Source organism: Bacillus sp. FSL R7-0685 (assembly GCF_038002425.1).
Classification (GTDB): Bacteria; Bacillota; Bacilli; order Bacillales; family Bacillaceae; genus Bacillus; species Bacillus subtilis.
On the sequence record NZ_JBBOCN010000001.1, the window covers coordinates 2,025,279 to 2,040,526 of the forward strand.

General features: G+C 41.8%; 13 protein-coding genes, 3 pseudogenes and 1 riboswitch. Of the genes and pseudogenes, 7 read left to right on the forward strand and 9 right to left on the reverse strand.

Annotation, left to right across the window (positions count from 1 at the left end):
- The first annotated feature begins 74 nt into the window (after positions 1-74).
- The 3 genes from MKY50_RS10175 (at position 75) to MKY50_RS10185 (ending at position 1,798) form a co-directional block, all read left to right on the forward strand.
- Positions 75-380, forward strand: a complete 306-nt coding sequence (locus MKY50_RS10175) for a DUF948 domain-containing protein (protein ID WP_032721975.1) — start codon at positions 75-77, stop codon at positions 378-380.
- A 70-nt stretch (positions 381-450) separates the two neighbouring features.
- Entirely contained in the window at positions 451-1,221 is a 771-nt protein-coding gene (locus MKY50_RS10180; protein ID WP_341116593.1) for a hypothetical protein, read from the forward strand.
- A 43-nt stretch (positions 1,222-1,264) separates the two neighbouring features.
- Complete coding sequence (locus MKY50_RS10185; protein WP_341116595.1) at positions 1,265-1,798, forward strand: GNAT family N-acetyltransferase; 534 nt, start codon at positions 1,265-1,267, stop codon at positions 1,796-1,798.
- A gap of 156 nt (positions 1,799-1,954) precedes the next feature.
- On the opposite strand, the gene MKY50_RS10190 is transcribed toward MKY50_RS10185, so the two are convergent.
- From MKY50_RS10190 to MKY50_RS10215, 6 genes and pseudogenes are all read right to left on the reverse strand, one after another.
- Positions 1,955-3,460 (reverse strand): arylsulfotransferase family protein, encoded by a 1,506-nt coding sequence (locus MKY50_RS10190; RefSeq protein WP_339189414.1) that lies wholly within the window; start codon positions 3,458-3,460, stop codon positions 1,955-1,957.
- Positions 3,449-4,276 (reverse strand): annotated as a pseudogene (locus MKY50_RS10195) (lipase family protein); the annotation flags it as partial. The gene MKY50_RS10190 and the pseudogene MKY50_RS10195, both read right to left, overlap by 12 nt.
- Positions 4,277-4,300: 24 nt before the next feature.
- Entirely contained in the window at positions 4,301-5,131 is an 831-nt protein-coding gene (locus MKY50_RS10200; protein ID WP_029318086.1) for a lipase family protein, read from the reverse strand.
- A 189-nt stretch (positions 5,132-5,320) separates the two neighbouring features.
- On the reverse strand, positions 5,321-6,565 hold the full coding sequence (locus MKY50_RS10205; protein ID WP_341116597.1) for an MFS transporter: 1,245 nt from the start codon (positions 6,563-6,565) through the stop codon (positions 5,321-5,323).
- A gap of 96 nt (positions 6,566-6,661) precedes the next feature.
- Positions 6,662-8,125: an FGGY-family carbohydrate kinase gene (locus MKY50_RS10210; RefSeq protein ID WP_341116599.1), complete on the reverse strand. Its 1,464-nt coding sequence runs from the start codon at positions 8,123-8,125 to the stop codon at positions 6,662-6,664.
- Between the two features lie 17 nt (positions 8,126-8,142).
- Complete coding sequence (locus MKY50_RS10215; RefSeq protein ID WP_341116600.1) at positions 8,143-9,177, reverse strand: 2-hydroxyacid dehydrogenase; 1,035 nt, start codon at positions 9,175-9,177, stop codon at positions 8,143-8,145.
- Positions 9,178-9,260: 83 nt separating this feature from the next.
- A riboswitch (SAM riboswitch) is annotated at positions 9,261-9,352 on the reverse strand.
- Between the two features lie 147 nt (positions 9,353-9,499).
- Between MKY50_RS10215 and MKY50_RS10220 the strand changes: the two genes are divergently transcribed.
- Together MKY50_RS10220 and MKY50_RS10225 are read left to right on the forward strand one after the other, a co-directional pair.
- Positions 9,500-11,542, forward strand: coding sequence for a molybdopterin oxidoreductase family protein (locus tag MKY50_RS10220; RefSeq protein WP_341116601.1), 2,043 nt, complete (start codon positions 9,500-9,502; stop codon positions 11,540-11,542).
- 66 nt (positions 11,543-11,608) lie between these two features.
- Positions 11,609-11,901 (forward strand): annotated as a pseudogene (locus MKY50_RS10225) (hypothetical protein).
- A gap of 374 nt (positions 11,902-12,275) precedes the next feature.
- Here MKY50_RS10225 and MKY50_RS10230 read toward each other — a convergent pair.
- Both MKY50_RS10230 and MKY50_RS10235 read right to left on the reverse strand, forming a co-directional pair.
- On the reverse strand, positions 12,276-12,680 hold the full coding sequence (locus MKY50_RS10230; RefSeq protein WP_341116602.1) for a UPF0715 family protein: 405 nt from the start codon (positions 12,678-12,680) through the stop codon (positions 12,276-12,278).
- Between the two features lie 86 nt (positions 12,681-12,766).
- Positions 12,767-12,887: pseudogene (locus MKY50_RS10235) on the reverse strand (hypothetical protein).
- 68 nt (positions 12,888-12,955) lie between these two features.
- Between MKY50_RS10235 and MKY50_RS10240 the strand changes: the two are divergent.
- Both MKY50_RS10240 and MKY50_RS10245 read left to right on the forward strand, forming a co-directional pair.
- Positions 12,956-13,078 carry a hypothetical protein gene (locus tag MKY50_RS10240; protein ID WP_014477000.1) on the forward strand — a complete coding sequence of 41 codons (123 nt, stop codon included), beginning with the start codon at positions 12,956-12,958 and terminating at the stop codon, positions 13,076-13,078.
- Between the two features lie 43 nt (positions 13,079-13,121).
- A complete protein-coding gene (locus MKY50_RS10245; RefSeq protein ID WP_041335460.1) occupies positions 13,122-13,415 on the forward strand; it encodes a YozQ family protein in 294 nt (97 codons plus the stop codon).
- Between the two features lie 113 nt (positions 13,416-13,528).
- Here the strand turns inward: MKY50_RS10245 and MKY50_RS10250 are convergent, their stop codons facing one another.
- A complete protein-coding gene (locus MKY50_RS10250; RefSeq protein WP_341116604.1) occupies positions 13,529-15,214 on the reverse strand; it encodes a methyl-accepting chemotaxis protein in 1,686 nt (561 codons plus the stop codon).
- Positions 15,215-15,248 lie beyond the last annotated feature (34 nt).

Below are 15,248 nucleotides of genomic sequence, written 5' to 3' on the forward strand. Positions count from 1 at the left end.
ACTGTGCAATCATCATTTCTTTGGATTAAAAAAGCGGAAACAGGGTAATGACAAAAGAAAAAAGGAGTGAACATATGGTTATTGTTTATATCAGCCTGGCAGTATTGGCTATTTCTATCATATTTTTAGGGTTTAATGTGATCCAAAACAAGAAAAAAATAGACCCCGCACTAAAGGAGCTCACTTCTGTTACGCAGGCTATGCAAAAACAAATCGAGGGATTAAAAACAGAAGCAGAGCTGCTGACGCAAAAACAAAAGAAGATTCAGCATGATGTCCAAATGAAAAAATACGCGTTTCAGCAGACAGCAGCTGAAGTGAAAGAAGTTCCCCAAGCAGTCAAAGAGGTGTGGCAGGCAGGACATTTTAATAGCAGATAAGGATGAATGAGATCCCGTTGTTACGATCAGAATGGACAAATGGGATCTCATTTTTCGAGGAGGCTTACACATGATTATAAACCGCAGCTGCTTAAAAGAGTTCGCAGAAAAACTACATTCTCTTCCCTCTTCACTTACAAAGTCCGATTTACTTACTGATCCATTTCGTCTCCATCAAGAAAACGAACTTGGCATCTACTATTCACCTCATAATGAATTTATCAATCGGGATGCCTCGCTTGTGATTGCCGGGATCACGCCTGGTTTTTCCCAGATGAAGACAGCGTACGAAACAGCCGCCGAAAGCCTGCGGCAAGGCGGGACTCTTGAGCAAATGGTAGTAGACACAAAAATAGCAGCGGGTTTCTCCGGATCGATGAGACATAACATTATTACCATGCTGGATTTATGCGGGCTGCCACAGGCTTTCGGCATTCAAAGCGCCGCGCAGCTTTTTGGTGACTTACGGCATATGCTCCATACAACTTCCGTTATTAAATATCCTGTCTTTATCCAGCAAAAAAACTATACCGGATACAAACCGGCCATCACTCGCTCTCCTATCCTAAGCACCTATGCTTTTGGGTACTTCCCTGCGGAGCTTAACCATGTGACGGGACCAGCTCTTCTCATTCCGTTAGGAAAAGCGGCCGAAACAGTATGTGAAACATTGATCAGACAGCACAGCCTCCAGAATTTGGTTTGCCTTAACGGCTTTCCCCACCCATCAGGCGCGAACGGCCATCGTTTGAAACAATTCAACAAAAACAAAGAGCAACTAGAAAGACAAATTCGTTCCTTTGCTGCATTGGTTGATTTCACTATAGAAAAGAGGAAATAAAAGGGATATGATAAACAAAGACACAAACGCGGGGAGTGGTTGAATGTTTCCTATATTAGAAACCGATCGTCTTACACTTAGGCAAATCACAGATCAGGATGCGGAAGCCATTTTTGCTTGTTTCTCAAACGATGAGGTGACACGCTATTATGGGCTTGAAAACATGGAATCTATAGAACAGGCCATTTCAATGATTCAAACGTTTGCTGCCCTCTATCAAGAAAAACGCGGTATACGGTGGGGAATTGAAAGACGGGACACTAAAGAACTGATCGGAACAATAGGCTTTCACGCTCTGGCCCAAAAGCATAGGCGCGCGGAAATCGGTTATGAAATCATCCCGGAGCATTGGCGAAACGGATTTGCATCAGAAGTCATTTCAAAGGTCGTATCTTACGGATTTTCTGCCCTTGGACTGACGCGTATTGGCGCAGTTGTATTTACCGCTAATGAAGCATCAAATCGTCTGCTTCTAAAAATTGGTTTTCAAAAAGAAGGCGTTTTAAGACAGTACATGTATCAAAATGGAATTCCAAACGATACAAATGTATATTCTATTTTAAAATCAAGCAAATGAACGGACGACATTCTCTCAATCTGTATGCACACTCCCTTCCTCTTCTTGGTGACTGCCCAAAATAGAAGGGGCAGCCAGCCTCTGCACCGACTCCAGTATGGGACAGTAAATGCTAAATAGCCTGATAGAACACATCACAAAATATAGTGAAGAGGCTTATTCTTTTTCTTGCCCCGCATGAATGATCTGTGATGTACCAATGGTTTGGCCAGAAGAATTCAATGCTTTCACCTGAAAATATGGCCCAATCGAATGAACAAGAATATCTGTTTCAAATCCGGTTCGGGGAGCATCCGTTCCCACCTCAGACAATTTGTTAGGTGCTGGACCAGCTAACACTTTCCAGGCTACAGTTTCAGTTGAACCGTTCCATGATGCATAAACAATGGCTGCATCTTCACATAATGGATTTACAGCAATACTGGGTGGATAAAACGGCAAGCCTACCCATTTATCCTTAAACGCCCTATAAGAAAGATTTTGACCAGGAAACTGCATATCATATAACAAATTCAACGAAGGATCTTTTTTATTATTACCAGCACTCCTATATTCAGAAAGATACGGTTCCTGTCCCCATCCAACGAATTGATTTCCATTTGATAGTTTCTGAACATTTCCTTGACTTGGAACATACAGCGCTGGATCATGATAATAAGTTCGATCTGCTTTTGCAGTCATGTTATGGAAATCAAGTTGAAGGATTAAACCACGAGCCTCTCCCTCAGGCGGAGAGCTTGAAGAAGCACAACAAGCATCATCAAATAGACTTATCCGTGTTCTAGACCTAAAACGTGCATCATGTTGCCAAGAAAATGTTGCATTTGGCTCAAAAGTAAAATCGCTTTTTTTGCCACCAAGCTGCCAGACAATCTTTCCTGTTGTTTTATCAACCAAATAAATCGCCCACATGTTACGCATGCTTATTAGAAGAGTATTGTTCGGCCCTTCCTCAACTGAATTCACGTGAAAACAGTCCCAAATATTGTTAGCGCTTGTGGCGGATGACGCAGGTAACATCGAGTCATCCGGATTAACATGAGCAAGCACATCCCAGAAGAAAAGAAGCTCTCCTGTCTCAAGATCTACTTCTTGAATGGAATAATTGTCAAAGTACCCATCTGCCGGACCTCCATACATTGTGAGATCCGCTGGCACTTGTTTCACAGCAGTAAACAAAGCCGTATCTTGCTTTGTAATCGTAAACTCGTGAACATCAGAGGTAAATCCTTTTTTGGCGGTGAGTTTCTTAATCACTTTATAATTCTGATTGATGATTTGAAAAAAAGCTCCAGGTTCCGGATCCCCCGCCGGGAGATTAGGATCTTTAGACTGAGTTCCAGATATTGTTCCTTGCCACATGGTAAGAACGGGTTCCCCTTTGTAGGATTGTACCCTAAAGTCCGTATTTTGTGTAAATCTACTATCAAGAGGTCTAAACCATACTGGGTTACCAGCTTGATCTATGATCAATGCACCTGTTTGCCCAATCATAGTCGCGCCGAACACAGTATAGGGTGCAACGAATATTAAGCCGGGTGCTGTCCCTGGCTTGTTGACATTTATAGAAACCTTCATAGGATGCAGGGTAGGAGCCGAAACAAAGTTCCATTCTTGTGAGCTTGAATGATTTGCGGATGCCTTATCACCGCATCCCCCCATAAATGGCACGCATAATTCCGTATCGGGACAGAATCCCGGGTTTTCATCACATAATGATTTGGCAAAGGCAGGATTTTGTTGGCTGAGGTTTTTAAAATAACAGACAATCTCATGATTGCGAACAGGTAAACTGTTCAGCTGAAAAGAGAGCGTTACCTTCTTGTCTACATGCTGATAGAATAATCCTTGCTTTGTAAATGGAGGCGGATATGCTTGATCCGGCAAGGTGGGAATAATGTCATGGATATTGAAAATACGAATACTATTCTTTACCGTTTGGTTGAACCGGGACGCAAAGACAGGGTCAGCGACTCGAGGGCTGCCATAAGTATACACAAAAGGATTTTTAAATCGGGTATTCACCGCAATATCAAAAGCGGCTAACACGGCTAAAGCTCCTCCTAAACTATGGCCTGCGACTAATAATCTTTTTGCTGCATAAAGCTTGGTTAATTCCCCGATCAGCTCATTTCTTGTCGATTGATAAAGACATGTAAATCCACGATGGGTTTTTCCTGCATTTCTGACAAACGGATATGGTACTTGATATAAGTCTTGGTCCGACTCATTGTCCTTAAATGTTCGGGTTCCTCTAAAAATTACAATGATCTGATCTTGTGACTCGGCAATAAAACCAAATACTTCAGCTTCCGGATCCTCAACACCAGCAAGAGCTCGTATGGTATATCGAAGGCTATATCCTTTTGGCAAGACAAGCGGTTCCTTTTCAAAGAGTTGATATGACTGATAGATCATGGCCGATAGCAATATCGAATCCTCACGGTTAAACATATAATATAAGCTTGAGTGATTCATCCGAGCAGCTCCTTTCTTTTATTCCTAGCATGTTCCTCGAAACGGAGTACACATGTCAGGATCGGGACAAAACCCTGGATTTTTATCGCATAATATTTCGGAGAAATCAGGATTCATTTTACTAAGGTATTTAAAATAACAAGCAATCGCATCATTGCGCGGCGTATTATTCAATTGAAAAGAGATTGGATACTTTGTTTTTACATGGTGATAGTATAATCCTTCCTCCGTAAAAGGTGGTGGATACTTTTTTGCTGGGAAAGTTGGAAAAGAGTCATGAATATTTACAATTCGTATACTATTTTTCACCACTTTGTTAAATTGGGAAGCAAAGACAGGGTCACCGATACGCGGACTGCCATACGTATACAAGAAAGGATGATTAAACCCAGTGTTCGCAGCAATATCTAAAGCAGCTAACGTTGCCAAAGCTCCTCCGTAGTTGTGCCCGGTAACAAACAGCTTTTTTGACGTAGAAAGTTTATTTATTTGTCTGATTAAATTGTTTCTTGTTGATTGATAAAGACATGTGAATCCACGAGACGTTTTCCCGCCATTTTTAACATAGGGATAGGGAACTTGAAATATGTCATAGGATGCTAAAAGATCCTTAGGATATGCTGCGTATCCTCTAAACGCTATAACGATTTGATCTTGTGACTCGGCAATAAAACCGAATACCTCTTCCATAGGATTCTCTACGTCAGCAAAAGCACGAATGGTATATCGAAGTTTAAAGCCTTCTGGTAAGGTAAGTTTCCCTTCTAAAAAGAATGGATATGTCTGATAGCTCATTGCTGCAAGAAATATTGCGGCTTTGCTATTAAAAATATTGTTTTTATCTAAAGAAACCATATATACGCAATCCCTTTCTTAATATAGGTAAATATGATGTTAATGGTACAATATGAATGAAAACCCGGAATTGCTAATGATGGTGATATGAACGAGGATATGGGTAAAGAAACGTGGAAGTTACTTAATGACGGAATAAAAGAAAATGTAAAAAGACAAAAAGCGCCCTGTTGCAGGGGCGCTTTTTGATTAAGATACATATTGAGGAGATGTATCCTCCTTTACTACTTTTTCCTCAGGTATATGAATACATTTTGTCAAGACCGCACTTGCAAGGTAAAGGGCCGCAAAGATCCAGACCACGCCTTGCGCGCCGACGAGACCGATGAACAGCCAAGCGAGTGCGGGGCCGACAAACGCTGATAAACCTGCAGCCAAATTCAATACAGACATGGCTGCCCCTTTATCTTTTCCTGCCACCGTCGGCACAATTGCACCAATCGGCACATAGCCTGCCAGCAAACCGCCCCAAATAAAGCCGATCACGCTGACAACCGCTAAATTTCCGCTGGAGAAAACAGGTGCGTAGTATAATAAGACGGTGAAAATGCCGCAGCCGACTCCGCCGAACCAAATAACAGTATTTTTCCAGCCGAATTTATCGCCGACAATACCAAAGATAAGGTTAAACACAATGTTCCCCAGAAAAATCGTTCCCCAAATTTGCAGCCACACATTGGTTGAAATTCCATGCTGGGCCATGTGCATCGGCAAAAAGACTGGAAAACCATATGTACCAATGCTGTTGATGATTCTGATGATTCCGCCTGTAAGCACGCGCGGATTTGTAAATAAAATCGTAACCCCTTTTAAAAGCTCCTCGGCTGTTTCTGATCTTTTTCTTTTCTTCTTTTCAAAACGGTCTTTATTGATAAACAATGCAAAGAATGCACCGAGACATACCCAGAAAATAGAGCTCCAAAGCGTATTCAAATAACCGAACGCTTTGATCGCGTAGCTTGAGTACCAAGCGCCGAACACAAACATGCCGAGGCAATATGCTATCCAAAACCAGCCGACAGCAGTGCTCAGTTTGCTTTGCGGTGTTCTGTAAATGATCCATGTCAAGAAAGAGTAAGCAAAAAGCGGGTAACCTAACCCTTTTACGAAGTAAGTCACATACATCACTGGCAGGTTCAGCTGTTCAAATCCAAATACGATAAAAGCAGCTGTACCGATCACATAAAACAACAGCCCCATAAACATCGTCCGTTTTGCGCCAAATGCTTCGAGACATACACCCGAAAACCAGGAAGCTATGGCAAGCGCAATTCCGTATATACTAAAAATGGAAGCGGACTGCTGAACGGTGAGCCCGTTTTCGATCAAAAAAGGACTGAGCCAGCCTTGTTCAAGGCCATCTCCCATCATAAACAAAACAACCCCTAAAAATCCCCAGGCAAGCCGCTTCGGTATTCCTATTTTATCCAACATATCTGTCTCCTCCTTAGATGCTTATATCAATTACCGTATTACCTTATTAAAGTTGAAAATTAAATGATTCCTCAAAACAGCAAAAATTCCGCCGCCTTAAATCAATACTTTGCTTTCTGAACCTGAAAAAAAGCGCTGTGTTTGCTTCCATTCCTCATATAAAGCCAATTCTATCTGACAGTCCTTCGGTTCGATCACCCGGACATTTGCTGACATCTCCTCCGTTAATTGAAAGGTTTCATTGCAAATGACTGCAGCACCGACGACAGATGCCTGATGATATCCCTCTTGGACATAGACCTTTTTTTGAAGAAGATCCGCGATATATTGAGTGAGCGCTTTGCTTTGGAATCCCCCTCCGCACACCCAAACATAGTCACGTTCAAACGGAGTAACCTCTGTTAAAATGTCAAAGTTCCATTTGATTGAAAATGCGATCTCTTCTAGCGCTGCACGTACAAAATGTGCCCTCTTTAAATGTGCTGACAGCGGGGCATCAAAAAGAAAACCGCCTCTCGTTAACGCATTCTTTTCAGCCGATAAATAAGAGCCGAGAGCCGCTACACATGCATGGTCTTCTTTTGCAAGTGCAGAAATCTCCTCCTCCATTACTTCGTACGTTTCATTCGGATAAAAAATCTGTTTTAATTTTTGATAATTCAATCCGGTAATTCCCGGATTCGTTTCCACAAGCCAATGCCCTTGATCTGCATGACAGTTCAGCCAGGCTTTATGTTTTGTGTCGCCATGATCCTCAGTAATTTTGGTTATTGGCGTTGTTGTCCCTGATACAATGACAATGTCCTCAAGTCCAGCTCCGGTGCTTTTGACAGCCAGCTGTGTATCCCCGCCCCCTGCTATAACCTTAGCATTTATTGAAAGGCCTAATTCGGATGCATATTCATTTGCTATCGTTCCAATTGCTGTTCCCGCTCTTACAAGAGGCGGAAGGATAGATGGAGAAAAGCCGAAAATGTCGCACATCTCTTCTGACCAAGTGTTTTGCTTCACATCAAATAGCAGGGTTTCTGTTGCCTGTGATGGTTCATATGTTAATATTCCGCTCAGTTGGTACGTCACCCAATCACTGATGCTTGTAAAGCTTGCAGTCTTTTCCCATAAAGAGGGCTGGCGCTGTTTTAATCCATAAAGCTTGAGCGCAGAAAAAAGTGCAGTTGGCAGGCGGCCTGTGCTGCTGTATATCTCTTCCCAATCGGGAATGCCCGCCTCCCACTCTCGGCCGCGATTATCGATGTTCGGCAGCCCGAGAAAAGGATTGCCGTTTTGATCAATCAAAACAATCCCCTGTCTTTGGCTCGTCGATGTCAAACCAATGATGTCAATATCACACGAACGGGATAGCGCACGTTTTGCCAAATTCATCACCTGCTTCCACAGCACCTGAGGAGAAAAATAACGGCTGTCCGGGTAAAGCGTCTCTGTGGAATACACGATGTCCTCCCGTTCAACTGTTAAAACACTGCCGGTTACACTCACGACCGCTACCCTCGCATTGCCTGTGCCAATATCAAAAACGAGATAGCCTTTTTGTTTTTTCATTCTGTTAGCCTCCTTTCTTATACCCCTGTTTTCAGTTCGTCCTTGTTATACATTGTCGGAATATTAAGAGTTTTTTCACCCTTCCACTTTTTGAGGGCTTTATTCAGTATCGTCACGTGATGATCCTCCACTTCAAATGTTGCTCCAGCGAGATGCGGTGTTGCCAGAACATTAGGCAATGAAATCAATTCATAATCTGATTCCTCTGGAGGTTCATGATAAAAAACGTCTAATATCGCACCTCTGATTTTATGTTCTTTTAATACAGATAAAAGATCTTCACGGTTTACAACAACTGCTCTTGAAGTATTGACGAAAATCGTACTCTGTTTCATCAGATCAAAATACTTCCGATCAATAAGTCCAAGTGTTTCCTCAGTACGAGGCAGATGTACAGAAACGATATCACTGTCTGAAAACACCGTTTTAAGAGATACTTTTTCATACAGCGGATGATCGTCTTGAATGTATGGATCGTAATACTTTATTTTACAGTCAAACGCAGTCAGCAGTTTTGCAATCCTTTGGCCAACCGCCCCGAACCCAATCATGCCAACCGTTTTTCCTGATAATTCATTTCCTTTAAATTTGACATAAGCCTGTAAGTAATCCCTGTCCCACTTTCCATCCTTCAGCCATTGATTCGAGACGCTGGTATGGCGGAGAAAGGTAATCACATTTCCAATAAACATTTCAGCAACGGCTTGTGCATTCCGCCCTGGTGTATAAAAAACAGGTATGCCTCTTTTTGAGGCAGCTGCCACATCCACATTGGAGGGCATTCCCCTGCAAACACCGACAAATGAAAATTCGGGAACAGAAGCAAATACGCTGTCTGTTACCTGATCAAGCTCAGTAATCAAGCCTGTCGCATTTGTTGCTTTTAGCAGCTGAATGAGTTCATCTTCCCGATATGCCCGGCCTTGTTCCTTCCAAGATTGATAAGCAACTGAGCCAAACAAGTTTTCTAGCTCTTTTCGTCCTTCTTCGTTGTACGGTGCTGTAACCAAAACCGTCATGGTGCAAAACATCCTTTTCATCGTATTTTTCATAAAAAAAATCTCTTTCCGAAGATGGAAAGAGATTCATATATAGGCGCGCTCTGTTACAGGCAGACGCCGGTATAAACCTTGCTTTCCTATCTTTCAAGCTGACGCTTGCTGGAATTGGCACAATAATGTTGCCGAGGTTTCATAGGGCCAGTCCCTCCACCTCTCTGGATAGAAAATGTTGAGTATGTAATTTTCAGAATAAAGAATACGTTTATCATAAAGAAGTCTCAGATTGATGTCAATCTCTTTTTTCAGAATTGACGTTATGATCCGAAATGTTATAATTCTTACAAAATATCTAACTAGAGAGAGGAACTGGGCCATGAAATCTTTTGCCACACAACAAAACGGCATTTTCAAATCCGTTTGCTCGCTGGACTGCCCGGATCAGTGCGGATTGTTAATACATAAAAAAGACGGGAAAATCGTAAAAGTGCAAGGAGACCCTGATCATCCTGTCACAGCCGGAAACATATGCAACAAAGTCCGGAATATGACGGAGCGCATCTATGATGAAAAGCGGCTGACTACACCGCTCAAACGAACAGGTGCTAAAGGCCAAGCGATATTTGAACCGATTTCTTGGGAAGAGGCAATCGATACGATCACCTCCCGCTGGAAACAGCTGATTGATGAAGAGGGAGCTGAAAGCATACTTCCTTACAGCTTTTACGGAAATATGGGGAAATTGACAGCTGAAGGAATGGACCGCCGCTTTTTTTACCGCATGGGGTCAAGCCAGCTTGAACGGACGATTTGCAGCAAAGCGGGATCTGAAGGCTATAAATATACAATGGGCATAAGCGCGGGAATCGATCCTGAGGAAACCATTCATACAAAACTATTTATTTTTTGGGGAATCAACGCGGTCAGCACAAATATGCACCAAATTACGATCGCCCAAAAAGCGCGAAAACAAGGTGCCAAAATTGTCGTGATCGATGTGCATAAAAATCAAACAGGACGTCTCGCAGATTGGTTTATTCCGATAAAGCCGGGAACCGACAGTGCACTTGCTCTTGGCATCATGCACATTTTATTTAAAGAAAACCTTCATGATGAAGCATTTCTGTCTGAGTACACGGTTGGCTATGAAGAGCTCCGTGAACACGTGAAACAATATGATCCTAAAAAGGTATCGACGATCACCGGTGTCAGTACCGAAGATATTTACCGACTGGCAAAAATGTACGGGGAAACCTCCCCTTCTTTTATCAGAATCGGAAACGGACCCCAGCATCACGATAACGGCGGGATGATTGTCAGGACGATTGCCTGTCTTCCGGCGATCACCGGCCAATGGCTGCACACAGGGGGCGGCGCAATTAAGCATAACAGCGGAATTTTAGAATATAACACAAATGCCTTGCAGCGGCCCGACTTATTGAAAGGGCGCACCCCGAGGTCGTTTAATATGAATCAGCTTGGCAAGGTGCTTTTGGAAACAGACCCGCCGATTCGCTCTCTATTTATTTACGGAACGAACCCTGCCGTCGTCGCACCCGAAGCAAACAAAGTCAGACAGGGCTTGCTGCGGGAAGACTTGTTTACTGTGGTTCATGATTTGTTTTTAACGGAAACGGCTGCATATGCGGACATTGTACTGCCTGCAACATCCGCTTTTGAAAATACTGATTTTTACACCTCCTACTGGCACCATTACATTCAGCTTCAGCAGCCGGTGATTGAGAGATATGGGGAAAGCAAGTCTAACACTGAGGTGTTCCGATTACTGGCTGAAGCCATGGGATTCACAGACCAGGAGCTTAAAGATTCAGATGAAGTATTAATCCGCCAGGCGCTTGACCATCCAGATAATCCGCATTTGGCAGAGATTGATTACGATGCACTCACTAAGCATTCATTTATGAAAGCAAAACGCGAAAAGCCGCTGTTTCCGGGCGAACTTCCAACGCCAAGCGGAAAAATAGAATTATATTCAGAAAAAATGAAACAAGACGGCTTCCCGGCTTTACCGACATATACACCTCTTGTAACCGATAATGAACATCCGTTTATGTATGTTCCGGGGCCAAACCATAATTTCTTAAACTCAACATTTTCCAATAATGAAAAACACATCAAGCTTGAAAAGACGCCAAAGCTCTTTATCAACACAAAAGATGCTGAAAAACACGGAATCGTTGATGGGGCACCTGTACGAATTTGGAACAGCCGGGGAGAATGCGAGCTGACCGCTGCAGTTGGAGAACAAGTGCTGCCAGGTGTCGTTGTCAGCCAAGGATTATGGGCGGATGAACAAGGAAAAAAACAGCTTGTAAACGCGCTAACCCCAGATCGCTTGTCCGATATGGGCGGCGGCGCCACCTTTTTTTCAGGCCGTGTACAGATTGAAAAGGTTTGAAAAATAATGAAACCCGGAGTATGCCAAGCCCGTATAACATAACATTGACATAATGGAGGCATTCACATGGACGTTTTTTTAGGAATTGGTATTGCTTTGGCAGGATATTTTATCGGTGAAGGCTTAAAGCAGAGGAACCAAACCAAAGTAATGAACAAAATGATATCTTGCTTATAAAAGAACGGGATATTTACTTTTACATCGGACTTTTTTTAGGAATAACAACGACTGAAGCAAAACAGTTAGCCGGAGACATGGCAGACCTGCCTTACATTGAAATAAACGGAAAAAAATATGTACAGAAACATATGTTAAAAGATTGGACATTCACATTAGTTGAAAAACATCAGGGTGAATAAAACAAATCTGAGGAGAGCGAGATTCATTGTCACGCTCTCCTCTCTTTAGCTTTATGGATTGACCGCCACCAAAACTTTGTTCTATAAGCGCTGATAAAACGATAAACCACCATCTATGTTCTTTCCTCAAACGGCTCGAGATGCCCGTTCCACAACAATAGTTTTTAAATTCCATTGATGACGTGATGATCTTGATGAACGTATGTATCGTAAAACACTTAGAAAACCTATTCGGTTCGAATGTGTGCTCTCATTATGCCCCCATACTGCGCCTTTATCCGCGGAGGATTTTTTTAAAAAAATATGAAACCTAAAGCTTTTAGATCCTGAATTTTTATTGAACCTCCATATTTCTCCGATTGGTAAAAATTAGCCTATACACCGGAAGCTGTACGTTTATAAAGGATCAGAGAATCCCATAACCAGTAAATTACTGCAGCCGCAATACTTAACATATAATAAAAGTACGATTGCAATGTCCATGCTATTGACGCAGGTTCATTGATAACAAAAAACAGGAAAGCTGCGATAAAAGCAACCACACTGTAAATCAAGAGGTACATGACATTGAATGTTCTCGCTTTTTTCTGCAACTTCATTTGGAGCGGAACAGCAAAAAGGCCATACACCACAAAACCGTATAATAAAGCAATTGCTGCCGTAAACAATGCAATTATCATATCGCCATACATAACGAAAGAATAAAACCCTAAAAACAAACCAAATGTAAGGCTGGATAGCCCTAATGTCATTAAATAATATGATACAATTTTTTTCATTTTTTCACCCCCCCTTGTTTGATTTATTCACAGTGCTGTTAGTATAAATTCACAACCTTTGTATTTCTTTTATCGAGATGTCTTCCCTAACGTGCTATACGCAATGCGCTAATAAAAGGTTTCAAAAATGACGTTCTTTTATTAGATAATACGCTGGCATGAAAATGCCTCTCCTGATTGGCCAAAGCGCGAATGAAAAAAGTGCATGAATACCTGCCCAACAGACAGAATAAGAAGAGTTGATATTCAACACTTTTCGTAAAGGAGTGAAACCAATGAGTAAAAAGGGAATTCAAAATTCAAGTATTGAACAAATGAGAAATGACCATGAGACTGAAACAGCTTTTAAAGCAGATGATCCTAAAAAACATGGTTCTGATCCTAAAAGAACGAAATAAGTTCTTACCCCCACTAAAATATCAATAATCTGGAGGAAGTAAAGTGACTCAAAAAAACGGTGCAGACAGACCTGATGATTATAAAAGATTTTCTTCATTAGAAAAGGAATATGATTTTCAGCAATCTATACGCAGCAATACTGAGACTGAAAGTGTAAACACTGAAACACAAACTCATAACAAAGAAAACAAAAATGACACAACAGATGTTGCCGGGAAATACTTTGAGCCCTCAGATTATAAAGGAAGCACGCAATTAGAAAAAGGATTGGCTGAAACTCATGAACAGGTCAGCGATGACTATTTTGAAGGGACGATCGATCAAAATTTGGACTAGCCATACAAACGGAGCTAACTTAAAAGGTCAGTTAGCTCTGTTTGTAGAAGCAACCACAGTAAAAGTAGCAAACCCCCACCGAATAGGATGGGGGTTGCATGTAAGTAGCTTGTTTAATATTTAAAACGATTAATGACGGTTTGAAGCTCTTCCGCCAACTGAGATAGAGATTCTGCGGCATAGGAGATCTCCCCCATTGAATGAAGCTGTTCCTCTGATGATTTTGCAACCGCTTCTGTATTTGCTGACGTTTCTTTGGTACCAGCAGCCAATGTATGAACTGTGTGCTGAATCACTTCAACGCCTGAAGTAAGCTGTTGAGTTGCTGCTGCAACTTCTTGTATTTGAGAAGTGACCTGTTCCACCAGGTTCAGTATTTCATTGAAATTTCCTGTTGTCTCTTGAGAAAGAACAATACCTGAGCTCACATTTTCTTGAACAACTTTAATATTATTTACCGTTTCTATCGATTCATTTTGGATGGTCGCTACCACCGATTGGATGTGGTTTGCAGATTTATTTGTTTCATCCGCCAACTTCCGAACTTCTTCTGCCACCACAGCAAATCCTTTTCCTTGCTCTCCGGCTCTGGCCGCCTCGATCGCTGCATTTAGTGCCAATAAATTTGTCTGCTCTGAAATCGTCGTGATAAGCGAAGAGATATCGCTGATTTCTGCTGTGCTCGCTACCAATGTTTGCAATCCATTGCCGGCTGAATCTACAGATTTATCAATGAATTTCATCTGGTCTAACATCTTGTTGACGGACTTAGAGCCTATTTCAGCCTTGTCTCTCATCGAAGAAGAAAGATCCGCTATGTTCCCTGTATTTGAAGCGACTGATGATATACTGTCTAATAATTCAGTAATGGATTCTGCGCTCTTTTCTGTCATTGAGCTTTGCTTCACATTGCTGTCGGCAGCCATCTGCATGGCTCGTGAAATATGTTCAGATGTTGATTTCGATTCTTCCGCGCTTGCCGATAATTCTTCAGAGGAAGCGGCAACTTGTTCAGATGAGCTGCTGATCTGCTTCACAATTTGAGTTAATGAATGAGTAAAAGAATTAAAAGATTGGGCAAGCTGGCCAAATTCATCTTTATTTTTCACAATGACTTTTTTGGTTAAATCAGCGTCGCCGTGTGCAATTTCCTCCAGCTGCTTATTTATGCTTCTTAGGGGCACCATTATGGACTTTAACAGCATTATGCTTAAAACAACGCCTAATATAACTGATATCCCGGTGACAATGATGATGAGCCATTGACTCATTTTCCCATTGCCTCGTATTTCATCCTTTAGATCCTCTACCTCTTGATCCAGGCGATCAGACAGCTTATTGACAGCCGGATCTACGCCTTCTTTTCTTAGTGTTCTTTCTTCTCCAAAATGGATGGTTTTTGCTTTTTTAGGATTTGAAGAGTAGGCTGTTACTACTTGCTGATTCAAAGCTCTATACTGAGTAAAACTTGTCTTAATGTTTTCAAAATTGGATCGATACTTCTCTTCATCAATCAAGTCATTAACCCGGTCAAGGCTCTTTAAGACATCGTCTGCTTTTTCCTTCATACCCTCGTCGTATTCTTTGTCTCCGGTAATCAAGAAGCCTCTTTCATCATTTGATAACCCGGTCAATTCATATTGGATGTGTTTTATCTCTTTTTGGAATTCCATTTTGTCTTTAAGTTCTTCATTCTTTTTCACAGTAGAAGAAATCATAAATACTGAGGAGCCTCCAATTCCAATAATTGAAACAACTAATATTGATATAATCCCCAGCAATTTTGTTTTCACTTTCATGTGTCGTTTTCCCTTTCCGCACAATGTAATGGCT

Bases quoted from the DNA above. Each gene is read 5' to 3' on its own strand.
- MKY50_RS10205 (WP_341116597.1), bottom strand. From the start codon at position 6,565: ATGTTGGATAAAATAGGAATACCGAAGCGGCTTGCCTGGGGATTTTTA.
- MKY50_RS10240 (WP_014477000.1), top strand. From the start codon at position 12,956: ATGAGTAAAAAGGGAATTCAAAATTCAAGTATTGAACAAATGAGAAAT.
- MKY50_RS10175 (WP_032721975.1), top strand. From the start codon at position 75: ATGGTTATTGTTTATATCAGCCTGGCAGTATTGGCTATTTCTATCATA.
- MKY50_RS10200 (WP_029318086.1), bottom strand. From the start codon at position 5,131: ATGGTTTCTTTAGATAAAAACAATATTTTTAATAGCAAAGCCGCAATA.
- MKY50_RS10250 (WP_341116604.1), bottom strand. From the start codon at position 15,214: ATGAAAGTGAAAACAAAATTGCTGGGGATTATATCAATATTAGTTGTT.
- MKY50_RS10180 (WP_341116593.1), top strand. From the start codon at position 451: ATGATTATAAACCGCAGCTGCTTAAAAGAGTTCGCAGAAAAACTACAT.
- MKY50_RS10220 (WP_341116601.1), top strand. From the start codon at position 9,500: ATGAAATCTTTTGCCACACAACAAAACGGCATTTTCAAATCCGTTTGC.
- MKY50_RS10185 (WP_341116595.1), top strand. From the start codon at position 1,265: ATGTTTCCTATATTAGAAACCGATCGTCTTACACTTAGGCAAATCACA.
- MKY50_RS10215 (WP_341116600.1), bottom strand. From the start codon at position 9,177: ATGAAAAATACGATGAAAAGGATGTTTTGCACCATGACGGTTTTGGTT.
- MKY50_RS10190 (WP_339189414.1), bottom strand. From the start codon at position 3,460: ATGGGGGGATGCGGTGATAAGGCATCCGCAAATCATTCAAGCTCACAA.
- MKY50_RS10230 (WP_341116602.1), bottom strand. From the start codon at position 12,680: ATGAAAAAAATTGTATCATATTATTTAATGACATTAGGGCTATCCAGC.
- MKY50_RS10210 (WP_341116599.1), bottom strand. From the start codon at position 8,125: ATGAAAAAACAAAAAGGCTATCTCGTTTTTGATATTGGCACAGGCAAT.